This window comes from Chryseobacterium sp. MHB01 (genome assembly GCF_034651565.1).
In the GTDB taxonomy this organism is placed as follows: domain Bacteria; phylum Bacteroidota; class Bacteroidia; order Flavobacteriales; family Weeksellaceae; genus Chryseobacterium; species Chryseobacterium nepalense.
The window spans coordinates 126408-141795 of record NZ_JAYEDA010000008.1; the positions used below are offsets into that span (position 1 = coordinate 126408).

Genomic DNA, 15388 nt, shown 5'->3' on the forward strand with positions numbered 1-15388 from the left:
TTCAATGGCAATATTTCCACATGATATTAATGAGATTGATTTCAGAATAACAACAGATGACAAGCCTAAAAGATATGTTCCTTTCGATTTGCCTCAGCTTATTGAAGAGAAAATTAAAACATTTTTTAGAATTAAAAATATCAATACAGGTTCAGCTGACCTGATGGTTGATTCAAATAATACTTTTTATTTTTTAGAGAATAATAGTCAAGGTCAGTTTCACTGGGTATCATTTTATTGTAATTATAATATAGAAAAAGATATAGCATTAGATTTAATTAAAAATGAAAAACCAATTTAAAAATCTTTCTTTGTCACCTTACATACGCGAAACAAAAGTTTTGGAAAATAGTAAAGAAAATAGTAAAGAACAAACAATTCAAGTCGAAAAGCTTCAATCAAGAAGAGTTATACCAAATAATTTTTATAAGCCAATAACAAAAATTATTAACTTCAATGAATTTGAATAATACCTTCAAGCTTTTTGCCAATTGTATTCCTGTTAAAGGTTTTTCAGCTTGTTTGATTTGTGATCTCCAACAAAATGATTTTGTATTAATACCTTTAGAATTGTTTGAAATTTTAACTACTCACAAAAATAAGTCCTTAGATGATTTATTTAAAATCTACAACTCTGAAGATATTGTTCAATATTTCAATTTCTTGAAAGATCTTAATCTTGGCTTTCTTACATCAACACCAGACTTATTTCCTGAAATTGATCTTCGTTTTTATGAACCCTTTATATTATCAAATGCTGTGATAGAATATGATGATGAGAAAAAGTATGACGTTTTTGAGCTTTTTAAACAACTTGATGATTTAAATTGTAAAAACATAGAAATAAGATTCAATAATAAGAATATAGATACATTAATGTTACTACTGAACTATATCAGCAGTAATAAGTTAATAATTTCATCTATTGGAATAGTTATTGAGTATAGTGGAAAATTAAATGAAAAATTATTATTAAATCTTGCAGAACAAGAAAATCGGATTTCATATATTATAATATTTAATAGTCTTAAAAATGAGTTGATTTCCTCAAAAAAAACCAATGGTATGGGTTATATTATATTTACCAAGGAGAAAATAGACATTTATTCATGTGGAATCGTTAATAGAGACTATTTTGTTATTAATATAAAATCATTTACGGAATTTCTTAATCACAATTCCTGTCTCCATAAAAAAATAGCTATTGATAAAGATGGCAATATAAAAAATTGTCCTTCAATGATTGAAAATTTTGGTAATATTAATGATACAACATTACGACAGGCTCTTAATCGAGCTGGATTTAAAAAGTATTGGAATTTAACTAAGGATAGTATTGAAGTCTGTAAAGATTGTGAGTTCCGTTACATCTGTACTGATTGCAGAGCTTATACTGAGCGATCTAATGTTAATAGTGAAGGACTAGATATATCTAAACCTTTAAAATGTGGATATAATCCTTATATTGGAGAATGGGAAGAATGGAGTACAAATCCATTAAAACAGAAGGCTATTAAACATTATGGAATAAAAAATATCATAAAAGCAAATAAGAGTTGAATGTCTAAATCCAGAATTAGCAAAAAAGATTTTAATTAACCTAAACTCCCTTCTTCCCCTCCAAAATCATCTGTATCATTTTGACTTTTCTTTTTTCGCGGGTTTCAGGCTTTTTAGCTTCATTGATCCAGCGGATGTATTCTTTACGGTGCGTATAGCTCATCTTATCGAAAAGAGCTTTTGCTTCGGGGTTTTCATTAAAGATGGTAAGAATATCATCGGCTATTTCCACGGTTCTTTCTTCTTTATCTTCAGTGAGGCTGACAGAAATTTCATCACCGAAATTCTTTCCAAGTTGTTTCCTTATTTCCTGGGTGAGGCCCAGCATGTGGTTGTCGGATTTCATTTTGGCAAGGCTTCCGCGGTATTCTACTTTGTCATCGAAGAGGGCTTTGATTTTCACCTGCCCTTTTTTGTTAAACAGTTTCTCGGTGGAAAAAGGAAATTCCACAAAAGCGGCATTCATGGTGCCGTGTTGCTTAATAACAGCGTTGAATTGGATAGGCTGAGGTTTCATCAGGAATAAAATTTTAGAGCTAATTTATTCATTAAAAAACAAAAAACCGCAAAAGAAACTTTCGCGGTTTTAAAATTATATCAATAAAGATTATTTTCTTTTTCCTTTAGCAGGTGTTGCTTTAGGCATTTTTGTTTTGGTATCTGCAGGCGTGTTTTCGTCTCTTACCAATTGCAGTTCGTCGATTAATCTTCTTGCGCCGGCATATTTGTCAATCGTCCAAAGAACGAAACGAACGTCTACGTTGATAGTTTTCTGCCATTCCGGTTCAAAAACGATGTCTCCGCTTAATGCTTCACTGTTTCCGTCGAATGCGATACCGATAAGGTTTCCGTCACCGTCAATTACCGGTGAGCCTGAGTTACCTCCTGTAATATCGTTGTTGGAAAGGAAGTTAACCGGCATGTATCCTTTAGCATCGGCATACTGACCGAAATCTTTAAGGTTGTAAAGGTCGATCACTCTCTGTGGAAGGTCAAATTCTTCATCCCCTTTCTTGTATTTTCCTACAAGACCGGTCATGTCAGTATAATAGTTATCTGTAATACCGAAATAGTTTCTGTCAGTTCTGATAGGTAATGTATCTACTGTTCCGTATGTAAGTCTCATCGTAGAATTCGCATCCGGGTAGAATTTCTTTTCAGGCATAGCCTTCATCAATCCTGCTAAGAATAATCTGTTGTTTTTAGCAAAATTATCATCAATCTTCACGAATCTTTCTGCAGAAGCTCTCTGGTCTGCAACCAATCCGTTCGCAATTTTCCAAAGCGGATCTGCATCCAGTTTTAATTTATCCGGATTCAGCACGAAGTTGGTTGCGGATGTTTTGTTGGCGAAGATTGAAGAATAGGCAATATTGGAAAGGTTATTCGCATCAAGACCCATGATGGTTTCAGATGCTACATCTTTGTTTACTCTGGTCTGGTAAAGATTAACCATAGAGTTCAGCATTTCACCTTCAAGCTTGGTATTGATATTTTCATAAGCTGATTTTAAAGCAGCATCTACTTTTGGCTTCATCGCAAGCCTTCCTTTCATGTCCTGGTCTGCATACGCTTTAAGCACGCTTCCTACCTGTAATGCCAAAGAGAAATACTTGGCATTTCTTGAAAGCTGAGACATATACATTCTCTCAACGTTTCTGTCTGAAGTCTGCTTGTAATAAATACCGATATCTTCTAAAACGGTTTCGTACTCGGCAATATTTTCCGGTTGCAGCGCCCATGTTTTAAATCTTTCTTCTACCTTTTGCTTGTCGGTGATCGTTCCGTTTTTGATTACGGCATCGATAGTTCCCTGTCTGTTTTTCCAGTAGTTGGCTACAGAAGCATATTGAGAAGCATAATTCAGCTGAGTTCCTTTATCTTTATCCATGTATTTCTTCATCACGTCCATCGCTAGCTTAGACGCTTCTACCCATGCCGGATAATCTTTTCCTACCATTTGCTGGATCCCGTAAGAAGTCAGGTAACGGTTTGTTCTTCCCGGATATCCCAAGATCATGGAGAAGTCTCCCGGTTTTACTCCTTTAAGGGAAACAGGAAGGAAATGTTTAGGTTTTAAAGGAACGTTGCTTGGAGAATATTCTGCAGGGTTTCCGGCAGCATCTGCATACACTCTGAATACCGTGAAATCTGCAGTGTGTCTCGGCCATTCCCAGTTATCAGTATCGCCACCGAATTTTCCTAATGCGGAAGGCGGTGCACCTACCAATCTGATATCTTTATAATCCTGGTACACGAAATAGTAAAATTCGTTTCCGTTGAAGAAATCTCTTACGACTACTGTATATTTTCCGTTTTCAGAATTTTCAGACTGGATCGCTTTGGTTTCAGCATCGATCACTGCTTTTCTTTCTGCAGCGGACATGTTGTTGTTGAGTTTTGAATTGATTCTTTGCGTAGCATCATCCATTCTTACTAAAAATCTCACATAAAGATCTTTAGCATTGAATTCGTCTTTCTGTTTCATCGCCCAGAATCCGTTCTTTAAATAATCTTTTTCCGGAGTGGAAGCTGCTGCTACCGCGCCGTAACCACAATGGTGATTGGTGAAGATAAGGCCCTGTCCGGAAACAATTTCTCCCGTACAGAATCCTCCGAAGCTTACGATGGCATCTTTTAAGCTGGAATTATTCACGGAATAAATTTCTTCCGGTGTAAGATGCAGCCCTTCTTTCTGCATATCGACACCATTGAGTCTTTTAACAAGCATTAACAACCACATCCCTTCGTCTGCCCTCATTTGCGCAAAACTTAAAAGGAAAGTGAATAGTAGAAGTATTCTTTTCATTTTATAAAATAATTTTTGTGTCGCTAATTTACTAATTTTTACCGTATTCTGGACCCGGAATGGTATGAAATTGGATTTCAAACGCCTATGAAAACAATATTCATTTCGGTTTTGTGTGTTTTATTTTCAGGAATATTACTGAATTGTCATGCTGTAAACAACAATACATCACAAAATACCGACCTTCATTCGCAGGTTCACAGGGAATGGATGCTTATCACTTTCGGGGCCTATTCCAAATCTGATCTGATCGCAAAAAATGCAAAAATTAACCTCACGGAAAAGCAGGAGAAGGGAAAAATTAAAGGAACAGCATTCATGGGCTGCAACAGTATGTTCTTTACTTCTGAGTTTAAGAATGACGGCGGTGTAAAAATATCAGAGATCGGGTCTACTCTGAAAGCCTGCCAGGATATGAAACTAGAAACGGATTTCTCTAAAGCGTTCAGGAATATGACAAATTACTCTGTAAAAGGACATGTTCTTACACTTTCTGATGATGACGGAAATCAAATGGAATTTATTGCCGCCGACTGGGATTAAAATAAAAGCGGAGAAATATTTTCTTCGCTTTTTATTTAAGCTTTAAGTATTCAAATCATACGCTCAAAGGAATCTGATTTAATTTAATCTAGCAGATTAAGCTCTCACATGAATCTGTTTTAGTCTAATCTGTCAGTTTAAATTAAATCAGAAGTTTGTTTAAGTCTAAACTCCCGGTTTAAACTAAAACACAAATCTTTTTGAGTTTAATCTATCAGTTTAAATTAAATCAAAAGTCAGTTTAAGTCTAAACTGACATTTTAAAATAAAAACCATTTAAATGAAAACATCTTTACCACCAAGGTTGTCATTCTAATTCTTTAAATGGTTTAGGTGATATAGTAATTGTGTTTTTAGCTTTTCCCGGAAATTACCTTTAAGATAATCGGTTCCAGATTAGAAGGGAGATCGGCGGATTTAATCTGATAGTTTTTGATTTTCATTTCCTTGAACCAGTTTTCCCAGTATTCTTTGATAACGGCCTCTTCAAAAGGATTTCCTTTTTCCGGATTAATTCCTAAAACAATCACTTCAAGGTTATTTAGTTTATCGTTGGCTTTTACAAATCCGAACTTGTTTTTTTCTATAACAGTTTTAAAGTCGGTGGTTGTAAGATGATTAGATTTTATTAGTTTTGAAGTTAAGTAGGAGGTTTTCTTATCCTGTGAAAATTTAGAGTCTTCATGATACATATAACCGTCAGTCAGAATAAAAAGAATATTCCTCCTGTCATTTTTTATGCAGTAATCTTTGACTTTATTTCTGAAAAACTCCCAAATATCTGAGCCTACATAATTTCCGTCTTTTATAGCAGACTGATAAATATGTAATGGCAATTCCGAATATTTTTTATTAACCTCATCAAAATAGCTTTTTGGAGTATCCTTATCGAATGAAACTTTCAGTTCTTTCGTAAAGTCATTGATTTTCGGATCTGAAGGTTCCGGATTAAAAAACACCTGCATCTGATCGTCATACGTGATGATTTTCTTTGATTTGATATGATTTAAAAATCCTTTTTCAATGGTTTTTATGTATTCCACATCTCTTTGGAAATACGGCATTGTGGGATTTGGATTGGTGTCAGGATCAATCCGGTCTGATAAGTCGATCAGAATACTGACATTGATGTTGTTAGGATCCTGTATTAATTTTACTGAATCCTTTTTAGTTTCATCATCTTTATTACCGTCCTTGCAGCATGACATTAGGGAGATAATCATTAACAGATATAATATTTTTTTCATACGATTGATTTTATAAAGCTGATAAATACACTAAATTCTGAGTATCTGAATTGGCTCCGACCCTTTCGAGATTGGTTTCATACGTCGCAATACAGTTTTCGATCATGGTCTGTTTTTCTGTTTTGGAAACTGCAATTTTTTCTCCGATAAACGTGATCCAACCCTGAACGTATTCAGAAGCATACCGCTTGTAATCTTTAGTAGGAATAATAACACTGTCTATGATATTCTGAAGCTCCTCAATTCTGCCGCGTGTTTTGATAATGAGTTCTTTAATGCTTCCGATGTTTGCCGTAATCTCTTCGGTTTCCTTTTTTAAAGCATTGATTTTTTCTGAAAGAGAAAGAATTTTTTTCTGCCTGATTTCCTGTTCGCTTCTTATCCTGTCTTTTTCACGATGCTCTTTCATGACAAAGTCGAAAACCAGTCCCCAGATAATATAAACAATGAATCCCGCGAAAATAATTCCCCAAAATTGAATCTTTGTAAAAGCAATCTTAAGATCAAACGGAGGAGAATCGAAAGTTTTATTCAATTCATATAATTTTGATTCGATCTCATACGCTAAAATAGAATCGAAAACAAAAGTTACCAGGAATAGCAACCCTAATTTCACATAATTGACTTTCGTTTTATTTTCACCAAACATATGAATCAGAAAACCTAAACCGAGAAATACAAACGGGATCAGTGTGACGAAAGATACTTCGATAAATCCGTCATTCCAGGCCTTCATCCATGCATTGGCATCCAGAACACTCTGTATGACGGTGCTTCTTGCATCAAAGCTTTTAAAGAAAGCCGAATAAGAAGTTGAAATATAAAAGGTCGCTAAGTATAACGTAATGGGGATTAAAAGAATCAATCCGATCCAGAATTTTGCGGAAGCTCCCTTTGTAGCTTTTACATTATACTTTTCCGGATTTCTGGGGAGATCCAGAATCTCCGCTTTTAAATTGTCAATACTATTCTGATGATTTTCGATTTCTTTGTTTTTGGTTTTCAGCTGTTCTTCTTTAGTTTCCTGAGAAACCGTTAGAGCCTTGATTTCCGTTTCCCTGTTTTTCTGTTCGTTGATGTAAGATTCTTTCAGCTTCTGCTGTTTTTCAACCATTTCTTTCTCTTCGTTCTGGAATTTGGAATAAACGGCATCCAGGCAGATGGACAAGGTAGAGTGGTTTCCGCTGGTGCGCGAACTGTCTCTGTATCCTGATTCGTGATACGTTCTTTTTCGGCTTTCTTCAGAAGAATCTTCGGTTGTACTGATTTCGTTTTTAGGCAGCTGCTCCTCCTGTTTTTCGATCGGAACAGATTTTAGTTTAAATAAGTTTTTTATGCTGGCGGTATCCATGGCGGGTTAGTTTTTTAGTTCATATAAAATTTCACTTTTGTTCTTTCCTATTTTTACGGCTTCGATGAGATAATCTACAATAGCCGTTACATTTTCTTCCAGAAATCCGAACATCAGGACATATTTCTGCATCGCAGAATATTCATTGGGAGAAACGATTCCGTCTGCCCAGATCATTACCGTAAGGTCATACAGATAATCTACTTTTTCCTCGATTGTCTGAGGAACAATTGATTTTAAATTAATAGGATTTAAAAGAATTTCATCCAGGTTTTTGGAAGAGATACCTCTTTCTTCGGCACATCGGTACAGCATTTTCAGTTCCAGAGCACTGAAATCATCATCACATATTGCCATTTGATACAATCTTAAAAAATGGGCCTTAAGATTTTCCGTTATCTGACTGTTTTCCATGAGGTTGTTCTTCTTTTGGTTGTTTGGGATTAATAATTCGGTCCCGCGAAGGAACCCTGAAGTTGGTAGGGTGAGCGGTGGTTTCTTCGGTATTGGTGTCTTCAATTTTCAGTTTCAGTTTATCCACGAAAGTGATCAGCAGAAATAATATTCCCGTAACCGTATCGATAGGAATCCACAAGCTTTTCCGGAACAGATAAATGGGAAAAATGGGGTTGAAAACGATAAGGACAACAAGAAAAATGATGCTGAAATAATGTTGCTTAGCGTGTAAGGTTACGTATAGAACGAGTAACGCGGCAACAAAAACGAGAATTCTGAGGAAAGTATAATACTCTATGGGAAGCCTGAAAATACCGATGAAACAACATAACGCACAGAAAGTGAGAAATGGTTTCATAATTTTTAAAATCCTGTGTGCAGATTATATTTATAATTAAAACGATGTTCAGACATAAAAAGGAAAGAGAAGAAATCAATCAGTGAAATTACTGCAGGAATAAAAGTCCAGCAAAACACCAGATAAAGTATTCCCATACCATTCTGTCCCAGGTAAAATCTGTGAATGCCTAATCCTCCAAGGAAAAAAGCAAGTAATACGGTGGTAGATTTTGATTTCATACTTAAACTCTTGATAAGATTTCGTTCTTTTTTACTTCAAACTCTTCGGGAGAAATAATCCCGCTTTCCACTAATCCTTTCAGCTTTTGAAGAACCGCAAAAGGATCTTCATTCTCAATGAGTAATGGTTTTTGCTCGTGCTGGAACTGTTGAGGCTGTGCAATAATGGGCGTTGCATTGTTTACAGTAACTCCTCCGGCAGAGGCTCTCAGTGTTTCAAGATTTTTTTCTCTTCTTACACCACGCATTCTTTCCTCCACCTCCTGTGCAAACTGATACAACCTTCTTGCCTGATTTTTAGGAAGGTAATCCATCATATTGACATGGCTGCTTACCGTTTTCATAATAAATGTTGAGCCTATTATGCCTTCTTTGATATGGCAATCTGCAACATCTACCCAATTATAATCCTGGAAATCCATAGATAAGCCGAAGTTTTTTGGTCTGCAGAAAATAATTCTTCTGTTGGTAAGTGCAATACAGTCAGGTGATAAATTGATAACCGGCTTTTTCTGAACCGCAATATATTCTACGCTTTCCTGTGAGGTGAGCAGGCTTTTTATTCTTCCTAAAAGCTTTTCAACAGCTTGAGGATCCTGCTCTTCATTTAAAAAATTCTTTAAATTCATGTTATTTTGTTTGTGATAATTTTACATCTTTATAATAAACAAACCCTTTCTTTCCACTCGGTTTCACCTGAACTTTGTACCATTGTCCTTGTTTTGACAGCTGAATCAGTTTGGCATTTTTAGTAACGGTGGCTACTATTTTAGATTTTGATGACGCTTTTTCATAGATGTTTACAACTCCAGTTCCTGCGAGATATCTGTTGTTGGAATTGACATTGACATTCAGTTCAACTTTTGGAACCTTATCTGAATTATTTTTTGAGGAGGTATGGTAGCTTGAAGTTTTGTGTTTTTTAGGCTTACTTTTTTTGTGAGTTCCGGAAGATGTACTTCTGCCTGAAGAGCTTCCGCTGCAGATGCCGCAGGTCCCGCCGCTTCCGCAATGTCCACATCTTGAACAATTGGTGCATGCTGTACAATAGGCAGAGCCTGTACAACGTCCGTCGTGTCCTATGCTGTCATTCGCTTTTACACAGCAATGCAATAGAAATAAACTGAATGTGAGTATGATGAAGGGTATTAGTTTTTTCATGGTTCTATTAATTATAATTTTCCAAAGTTTGATGTAACTGATTTCTGTAGTTATAAATCTCATCAAGAGTATTCAGTAAAATCTTTTCCCCTGCTTCCTTTCCGTTATGGAATGTTTCCAGATATTTGTTTGTTGTGTTGAAATGCAGCCTGCACAGCGGCTTTCGGTTGTTGTCATCCAGTAAAATCCCGAAATAGGAGAGGGTATCTCTGTACGCAATGCGCGAAGAAGGAATTTTTTCTCTTAAGATTGCTTTTACAATCTGAAAGCCTTCCAGCTCTTCTTCTGTGGTTACAATTTTAGAATCGTTATTGCTGTCAATCGGCTGGGAAGTTTTTACCTCTTCTTCTTTTTTCTCAATCTGCTCATTAATGCTCAATGCCGATTTCAAACGGAAACTGATGGATTCATTAATTGATGTCGCCAGTGCTTTTTTTGCATATTCCTTAAAAGAAACCATTCTGTTGGCGGTTAATGGTTTTTCGAAAAAACGACCGACCAAGAGTTTTACCATTTCATCGGTAGGATTTTCAATTTCTTTTTCAAATTCTTTCCTGATGGCTTTGATGTATTTTAAAGCTTCAGCAGAATCCAGAATACTTTCCAGGTTATAATCTTTTTTGGTAAACTTCTCCAGGATTTTGATGGAGCTGTCTTTCAGATCTTCAATATTAATCGTGAAAAAAGGCTTTTCATCCATGATATTGGGTTTTTCAAGATCCGTATAGAAGTTGTAAACAATTCCGTTGGTCAATACACCAAATCTTGTTTTGGAAACGTGATAATACCTGTGCAGTTGAGAATTGTGAGCGTCGGCGCTTTCTTTCCAGTGTTTGCATTCTATAATGAAAATCGGCTCATCATTGTTGCGGATTACGTAATCAACTTTTTCTCCTTTTTTGGTTCCGATATCGCACACGTGTTCGGGCACAACTTCTGTCGGATTAAAAATATCATACCCTAATATCTGTATGAAAGGCATGACGAAAGCATTTTTTGTAGCTTCTTCAGTTCCGATCTGATCTTTCAGACCGATCACTTTCTGATGAAGCTGTTCAAGTTTAATTTTAAGATCCATAGAATTAGTATTAAAGGGTTTCATCTACAATAGCTGCGGTGGGAGCATTGAATTTTACAGAAGCAATTCCGTTTTCCATTCCTGATTTCGAGGAATACAGCTGGCTTTTTCCGATAATCTCGCCATTCCTTGCTTTCAGAACAAAATAATCTTTTCCGTTCACGGCCACTCTTCGGTCATATTTGGAATCATCCTGAGAATTTACTTTTACCGATTCAATTCCTTTCTGGCAGGACGCTTTCTGAACATAGCCTTCGCTAGTCAAAATAATTTCACCGTTTCCGGCTTTTAGGTTAAACTGATACTCTTTGTTGATTCTCTGAGTGATAATAAATTTTCCCATGGTTATATTTTAGCTTGTATGACAGGATGTTGAACAGTAATAACAACCGTTTGCTTTTGAATAATCTTTCTTTGCTTCTTTAACAGCATCATCACAAGATGAAAATAGGCCGAGATATTTTCTGTTTTCTAAAGAAGGAAGAAAGGTGCAATTTTCATGATGCACTTCATGATCACCATTACTTTGTGCTTTTTTGTTGACGTAATACTTTTTCATGATAATAATGTATTTATTTGTTTAACATTCCAAAAGTATAACCCTTTCAAAACCAAACCTTACGGGAATCCGTAAAACCGGAAAAAAAAGAAAAAGCCTTTCAAAAAAATTGAAAGACTTCATTAAAAATGGATACAAAAAAATGATTTAAATAATCCCGATATCCTTACAAAAGGCTACGAGCTGCTCATTGCTGGTGACTTCCAGGTCTTCCTTCAGACCGTTAAGTTTTTTCTCAACGCTGCTCAGGCTGTTGGGTTTAATATTTTTTTCCTGAAGGTGTGTCGGAATGTTTTTTTGGAGAATTCCTTTTGAAAGAAGCGAAACCAGTGCAATATCATATGCGGAAAACTCATAACTGTTCAACTTTTTAACATCCTGCTTCAGATCAAGCGACAAATAATTTTCATTGATATACACTGAAGCGATGGATTTTTTCAGCTCCTTGGAATCATTTCGTGCTTTACGGACATAACCGTTGATGTGATAATCTTTAAAAAGAGAATCAATAATTCCTGATTTGTGTTCGGCAGAAAATACGATGATCTTTAATGAAGGCTGAATTTCCCTGATTTTTTCGATTAGCTCTCTTCCGTCTTTGATCTGTTGGGGATGATGATCTTCTTCATAATAAAGATCCGTGATCAAAAGGTCGTAAGGCTGTTGTTCGCGTATGGATTTCTGAATTTTTGCCAACGCATCATCACAATAATATACGTAGTCTACATTCGGAATATTGAGATCCTCCAACGTTTTCTGTACGGAAATATTGATGCTTTCATGGTCTTCCGCAATTAAAATTTTTTTGAACATTGTTTTTAGTTTTTTTTAAGAAACAGGAAATGAGATATTGATCTTCAGTCCCTTTTCAGTTTTCGTGTCAAAAATAATTGCTCCATGAATACTTTCTATACGGGAAACCGTAGAAGAGAGGCCATTTTTATATAATACATCACCAGAAATTCCGATTCCGTTGTCCGAATAGCTTATGCTGATCACATCTTCTTTTTTTTCAAACCTGAAAGAAACGATGCTTGCGCCGCTGTGCTTTCTCATATTCACAAGAAGTTCACGGATGATCTGATATACCTCGCCCTCTGTATTCTTGCTTATATTTTCCCAAAGGCTTTTCTCGTTTCCGGCAATGTAGGTATTAACAGATTCATTTTTAAAAGAACCGATCAGCTCCGATATTTTCTCGCTGAAGTTTTTATCTTCAGTTGAATCATCACTTTTTTCGTAAGAAATATCTCTCGACTTTTCATACACGAATTCCAGCTCGTCCAGGGCTTTTACTTTATCGAAATGTTCCTGATTTTCAATTTTCGTCATCACCTGATAGATACCGTTCGCCACTACATCATGCACTTTTTTAGAGAGTTTGAGCTGCGTGTTTTTGATTTCGAGCTCTTTTTCTTGTTGGAGGCGTATTTTTCTTTTCCTATACCAAAAAATACCGACGATTAAAATAATTATGAGAATACTAATTGCGAAATTTCTTTTTATCCTATCAAATCTATTATCTTCTACAAGTTTTTGATACCTGTCATTTTGTTGCTTAACTTCATATCGTACAATAGCAAACTGATTTTTGGATTTTGTTTTTGAAATCTGTAAGCTGTCGTTTAGTATTTGAAATTGCTTAAAATATTTCAGATAGTTTTTACTATCCAGATTAATTATTTTCTGAAGAGCCTGCAGCTGATCTTCTTCACTCTGACTTTGAGTTGCTACAGCCAGCATTTTTTTAGCATATTCTAATGCTTTTTCTTTGTCTTTGTCTAAAAAGTAATTAGATAGGGTAGCATAACTTGAATTTTGTCCGGGCAAATCTTTATTCTCTTCTCTTATTTGTAAAGCTTTATAAAGTTCTGGTAGGGGATTATATTGTGAATTGTCAGTAAATCTTGCTCGTGCAAGATTATTTAATGCTCTTGCATAGCTTAGTTTGTCTGTCGTTTTAAGAGCTATAATAAAATTGTGTTCAGCTGCCTTATATTCATTTAATGATACCAATGCATCGCCTAAATTATTGTGATATAGAGTAACGTCAGCAGGAGTTTTCGCGTATTTTAATGCTTCGGTATAAAATTTTATAGCATTATCAAAGTCATAGAGATATGATGAGCTGATTCCCATATTATTATAGCTTGAACCTAACGTCGCTCTAACTATAGTGTCATTAACATTTTTGAGGTATCTGTTGCCCTCAAGGGATGTTTCAATACTTCCATAATAGTCACCATTTTCTTGTTGAATAATAGCCATATTGACCAATGATCTTCCGACGCCTGAAGAATCTTTGATATCTAAATAGGCATTCTTTGCTAAGTTATAATAGTAGTAAGCAGAATCTCCGCTTAACGATTTAGCTTTTTTATAATAACTAATGGCAATATCATCATTCTGAATATTTGATGTTTCTTTATTACAGGAAAACAGCAAGTTGAGAAGAATGAATAAAAAATAGTTTTTCATGGTCGTATGATTGTAGTTTTATTTTGCAAAGTAATAAAAAAGAGCAGATTAAACAATCTGCTCTATACCACATAATTATGGTTTTACAAGTGGAGGTGGATTTTGTCCTGTATTGCCTCCTGTACTTCCGCCGTTACCCGGTCCGTCCGGATCTACTCCCGTTCCCGGATCAGTTCCTGTACCTGGGTCTGTTCCATCAGTGGGAGAATATTGCGTGATTGGTTGTCCGTTATTATCGTCGTTGCATTTTGCTGTATGGGCATTATGGTGTCCGAATGCTAAACCTAATAGCATTAATATGAATTGTAACATGTGTCAAAAAATTTAATTGTTAAAGCATTCGTGTTCTTTTCTGCGAAACTGATCGCAGACAGTGTTACACGTAAAAATTTCGAAGCGCTTCTTAAATTTTTTGGGAAGTGAACCTTCTAAAACGGAAGAGAAACATCTGCTTCCCAACCCGGAGTTTTCTTCCGTTTTATCTGGTGATTTTGAAATCAGGTTTTGTATTTCTTATTTTATTTTTTTTATCCCTGATTTTCTTTTACAAATATCTGACGGAAATATCTAAATCAGTGGACAGGCGATGGACAATGAAAAGTGAGTAAATGTTTGATTATTACGGTAAACCGTAAACAATTTGTTCGGTTTTTTGTCTAATTTGGACAGCAAATAATTAAACCCTGAAACTTTATGTATGAGAAGAAAAGATTTTTAGTGAAAACTGTATTCGAAACAGCAAAAAAAGAACTTCCTAAAGGAAGCAAAAGTTCTATTTCGAGCTATTTAAGTTCACTTTTTGAAGAGCGTTACAGTTTCTCCAGAGACGAGCGATCCTATACACGGTACTATAAAAGTTTAGTAGAAGAAAACACAGATTATAATATTGATGATCTAACATTACTTTATTTAAGTAAATATGTTGGTTATGACAATTATGATGATTTTTGCAGTAGAGTTGACGTAGGAGATAGTAACGCGGAAACTTTCTCTTTAAGTTTATCTGAAAAGTTTCAGCAAATATTTATTACTGTAACTCCTACAATTGTACTGCCTGATTTCATCAAGAAAAACGGAATGGGAATTCTTGAAATGACCTTTGTTTTACTTCTTGCTACAGGTGGTGTCGTTTTTTCTAATCCCAAGAATCCAAACATTTTAGGAATTATTTCAAATTCAAATCCTCCCGCTACAAACAAACCATTTATGTACTGGGATAAAGACTGTTATATGGCAACAGACAGTAGTAGTTTAGGTCCACAGGTTGAAGTGATTCCAATGGATAAAGAAGATTTTTTATATCTCAAAAAAATTAACAGACCCGACACACTCACAGTAGATAATGCTTTACACAAAGTCTGGTACGATAAAAGCAACAATGAAGTAGAGTTTTTTACAAGCTTTGGGAGAAATCCGGAAAACGGTAAGACCTTAAAAGAAGCAACTGAATATATCATAGAAACGTATGGAGGCGAATAATTTCTTCACAATTATTTAAAACTCCATTAAACACCTTGCTGAAATATTCCTTTACCTTCGTCTTTTTAAGATGTGTAAAGGAATTTTC

At 35.3% G+C, this 15388-nt stretch carries 20 protein-coding genes; 5 read left to right on the forward strand and 15 right to left on the reverse strand.

Annotated features, from left to right (window positions below):
• Positions 1-4: 4 nt before the first annotated feature.
• From U9K52_RS14205 to gwsS, 3 genes are read left to right on the forward strand one after another with little or no spacing between them, the layout of a single operon-like run.
• Complete coding sequence (locus U9K52_RS14205) at positions 5-301, forward strand: hypothetical protein (protein WP_322927110.1); 297 nt, start codon at positions 5-7, stop codon at positions 299-301.
• On the forward strand, positions 285-470 hold the full coding sequence (locus U9K52_RS14210) for a hypothetical protein (RefSeq protein ID WP_263601982.1): 186 nt from the start codon (positions 285-287) through the stop codon (positions 468-470). Before U9K52_RS14205 ends, U9K52_RS14210 begins: the two co-directional genes overlap by 17 nt.
• Entirely contained in the window at positions 457-1560 is a 1104-nt protein-coding gene (gene gwsS / locus U9K52_RS14215) for a grasp-with-spasm system SPASM domain peptide maturase (RefSeq protein WP_263601983.1), read from the forward strand. The genes U9K52_RS14210 and gwsS overlap by 14 nt, the downstream gene beginning before the upstream one ends.
• 40 nt (positions 1561-1600) lie before the next feature.
• Here the strand turns inward: gwsS and U9K52_RS14220 are convergent, their stop codons facing one another.
• Both U9K52_RS14220 and U9K52_RS14225 read right to left on the reverse strand, forming a co-directional pair.
• The gene (locus tag U9K52_RS14220) at positions 1601-2077 is read right to left on the reverse strand and encodes a YdeI/OmpD-associated family protein (protein WP_322927111.1); all 477 of its coding nucleotides are present in this window, start codon (positions 2075-2077) and stop codon (positions 1601-1603) included.
• Positions 2078-2167: 90 nt separating this feature from the next.
• Positions 2168-4369, reverse strand: a complete 2202-nt coding sequence (locus tag U9K52_RS14225) for a S46 family peptidase (RefSeq protein ID WP_322927112.1) — start codon at positions 4367-4369, stop codon at positions 2168-2170.
• 87 nt (positions 4370-4456) lie between these two features.
• Here U9K52_RS14225 and U9K52_RS14230 point away from each other — a divergent pair, with 87 nt between their 5' ends.
• Complete coding sequence (locus U9K52_RS14230) at positions 4457-4912, forward strand: META domain-containing protein (protein ID WP_322927113.1); 456 nt, start codon at positions 4457-4459, stop codon at positions 4910-4912.
• A 353-nt stretch (positions 4913-5265) separates the two neighbouring features.
• Here the strand turns inward: U9K52_RS14230 and U9K52_RS14235 are convergent, their stop codons facing one another.
• From U9K52_RS14235 to U9K52_RS14295, 13 genes are all read right to left on the reverse strand, one after another.
• The gene (locus U9K52_RS14235) at positions 5266-6159 is read right to left on the reverse strand and encodes a hypothetical protein (RefSeq protein WP_263601987.1); all 894 of its coding nucleotides are present in this window, start codon (positions 6157-6159) and stop codon (positions 5266-5268) included.
• A 10-nt stretch (positions 6160-6169) separates the two neighbouring features.
• Positions 6170-7510, reverse strand: coding sequence for a transmembrane and coiled-coil domain protein (locus tag U9K52_RS14240; protein WP_263601988.1), 1341 nt, complete (start codon positions 7508-7510; stop codon positions 6170-6172).
• A gap of 6 nt (positions 7511-7516) precedes the next feature.
• Positions 7517-7867, reverse strand: a complete 351-nt coding sequence (locus U9K52_RS14245; protein ID WP_263601989.1) for a hypothetical protein — start codon at positions 7865-7867, stop codon at positions 7517-7519.
• Between the two features lie 25 nt (positions 7868-7892).
• Positions 7893-8324, reverse strand: a complete 432-nt coding sequence (locus tag U9K52_RS14250) for a DUF6804 family protein (protein WP_263601990.1) — start codon at positions 8322-8324, stop codon at positions 7893-7895.
• A gap of 5 nt (positions 8325-8329) precedes the next feature.
• The gene (locus U9K52_RS14255) at positions 8330-8545 is read right to left on the reverse strand and encodes a TM2 domain-containing protein (RefSeq protein WP_263601991.1); all 216 of its coding nucleotides are present in this window, start codon (positions 8543-8545) and stop codon (positions 8330-8332) included.
• Between the two features lie 2 nt (positions 8546-8547).
• Positions 8548-9174, reverse strand: coding sequence for a PH domain-containing protein (locus tag U9K52_RS14260; RefSeq protein ID WP_322927114.1), 627 nt, complete (start codon positions 9172-9174; stop codon positions 8548-8550).
• Between the two features lies 1 nt (position 9175).
• The gene (locus U9K52_RS14265; protein ID WP_322927115.1) at positions 9176-9706 is read right to left on the reverse strand and encodes an SH3 domain-containing protein; all 531 of its coding nucleotides are present in this window, start codon (positions 9704-9706) and stop codon (positions 9176-9178) included.
• 7 nt (positions 9707-9713) lie between these two features.
• A complete protein-coding gene (locus U9K52_RS14270) occupies positions 9714-10784 on the reverse strand; it encodes a type I restriction endonuclease (RefSeq protein ID WP_248389091.1) in 1071 nt (356 codons plus the stop codon).
• A 10-nt stretch (positions 10785-10794) separates the two neighbouring features.
• Positions 10795-11127, reverse strand: coding sequence for a YegP family protein (locus tag U9K52_RS14275; protein WP_263601995.1), 333 nt, complete (start codon positions 11125-11127; stop codon positions 10795-10797).
• A 9-nt stretch (positions 11128-11136) separates the two neighbouring features.
• On the reverse strand, positions 11137-11343 hold the full coding sequence (locus U9K52_RS14280) for a hypothetical protein (RefSeq protein ID WP_248389085.1): 207 nt from the start codon (positions 11341-11343) through the stop codon (positions 11137-11139).
• 147 nt (positions 11344-11490) lie between these two features.
• The gene (locus tag U9K52_RS14285; RefSeq protein WP_248389082.1) at positions 11491-12156 is read right to left on the reverse strand and encodes a response regulator; all 666 of its coding nucleotides are present in this window, start codon (positions 12154-12156) and stop codon (positions 11491-11493) included.
• Between the two features lie 15 nt (positions 12157-12171).
• On the reverse strand, positions 12172-13821 hold the full coding sequence (locus tag U9K52_RS14290) for a hypothetical protein (RefSeq protein ID WP_322927116.1): 1650 nt from the start codon (positions 13819-13821) through the stop codon (positions 12172-12174).
• 75 nt (positions 13822-13896) lie between these two features.
• Positions 13897-14133 (reverse strand): hypothetical protein, encoded by a 237-nt coding sequence (locus U9K52_RS14295; RefSeq protein WP_322927117.1) that lies wholly within the window; start codon positions 14131-14133, stop codon positions 13897-13899.
• Between the two features lie 405 nt (positions 14134-14538).
• Between U9K52_RS14295 and U9K52_RS14300 the strand changes: the two genes are divergently transcribed.
• Positions 14539-15300, forward strand: a complete 762-nt coding sequence (locus tag U9K52_RS14300; RefSeq protein ID WP_322927118.1) for a hypothetical protein — start codon at positions 14539-14541, stop codon at positions 15298-15300.
• Positions 15301-15388 lie beyond the last annotated feature (88 nt).

What these genes read in the sequence shown, in the direction of transcription:
- U9K52_RS14205 (WP_322927110.1), top strand. Translation starts at nt 5, where the DNA reads ATGGCAATATTTCCACATGATATTAATGAGATTGATTTCAGAATAACA.
- U9K52_RS14210 (WP_263601982.1), top strand. Translation starts at nt 285, where the DNA reads ATGAAAAACCAATTTAAAAATCTTTCTTTGTCACCTTACATACGCGAA.
- gwsS (WP_263601983.1), top strand. Translation starts at nt 457, where the DNA reads ATGAATTTGAATAATACCTTCAAGCTTTTTGCCAATTGTATTCCTGTT.
- U9K52_RS14220 (WP_322927111.1), bottom strand. Translation starts at nt 2,077, where the DNA reads ATGAAACCTCAGCCTATCCAATTCAACGCTGTTATTAAGCAACACGGC.
- U9K52_RS14225 (WP_322927112.1), bottom strand. Translation starts at nt 4,369, where the DNA reads ATGAAAAGAATACTTCTACTATTCACTTTCCTTTTAAGTTTTGCGCAA.
- U9K52_RS14230 (WP_322927113.1), top strand. Translation starts at nt 4,457, where the DNA reads ATGAAAACAATATTCATTTCGGTTTTGTGTGTTTTATTTTCAGGAATA.
- U9K52_RS14235 (WP_263601987.1), bottom strand. Translation starts at nt 6,159, where the DNA reads ATGAAAAAAATATTATATCTGTTAATGATTATCTCCCTAATGTCATGC.
- U9K52_RS14240 (WP_263601988.1), bottom strand. Translation starts at nt 7,510, where the DNA reads ATGGATACCGCCAGCATAAAAAACTTATTTAAACTAAAATCTGTTCCG.
- U9K52_RS14245 (WP_263601989.1), bottom strand. Translation starts at nt 7,867, where the DNA reads ATGGCAATATGTGATGATGATTTCAGTGCTCTGGAACTGAAAATGCTG.
- U9K52_RS14250 (WP_263601990.1), bottom strand. Translation starts at nt 8,324, where the DNA reads ATGAAACCATTTCTCACTTTCTGTGCGTTATGTTGTTTCATCGGTATT.
- U9K52_RS14255 (WP_263601991.1), bottom strand. Translation starts at nt 8,545, where the DNA reads ATGAAATCAAAATCTACCACCGTATTACTTGCTTTTTTCCTTGGAGGA.
- U9K52_RS14260 (WP_322927114.1), bottom strand. Translation starts at nt 9,174, where the DNA reads ATGAATTTAAAGAATTTTTTAAATGAAGAGCAGGATCCTCAAGCTGTT.
- U9K52_RS14265 (WP_322927115.1), bottom strand. Translation starts at nt 9,706, where the DNA reads ATGAAAAAACTAATACCCTTCATCATACTCACATTCAGTTTATTTCTA.
- U9K52_RS14270 (WP_248389091.1), bottom strand. Translation starts at nt 10,784, where the DNA reads ATGGATCTTAAAATTAAACTTGAACAGCTTCATCAGAAAGTGATCGGT.
- U9K52_RS14275 (WP_263601995.1), bottom strand. Translation starts at nt 11,127, where the DNA reads ATGGGAAAATTTATTATCACTCAGAGAATCAACAAAGAGTATCAGTTT.
- U9K52_RS14280 (WP_248389085.1), bottom strand. Translation starts at nt 11,343, where the DNA reads ATGAAAAAGTATTACGTCAACAAAAAAGCACAAAGTAATGGTGATCAT.
- U9K52_RS14285 (WP_248389082.1), bottom strand. Translation starts at nt 12,156, where the DNA reads ATGTTCAAAAAAATTTTAATTGCGGAAGACCATGAAAGCATCAATATT.
- U9K52_RS14290 (WP_322927116.1), bottom strand. Translation starts at nt 13,821, where the DNA reads ATGAAAAACTATTTTTTATTCATTCTTCTCAACTTGCTGTTTTCCTGT.
- U9K52_RS14295 (WP_322927117.1), bottom strand. Translation starts at nt 14,133, where the DNA reads ATGTTACAATTCATATTAATGCTATTAGGTTTAGCATTCGGACACCAT.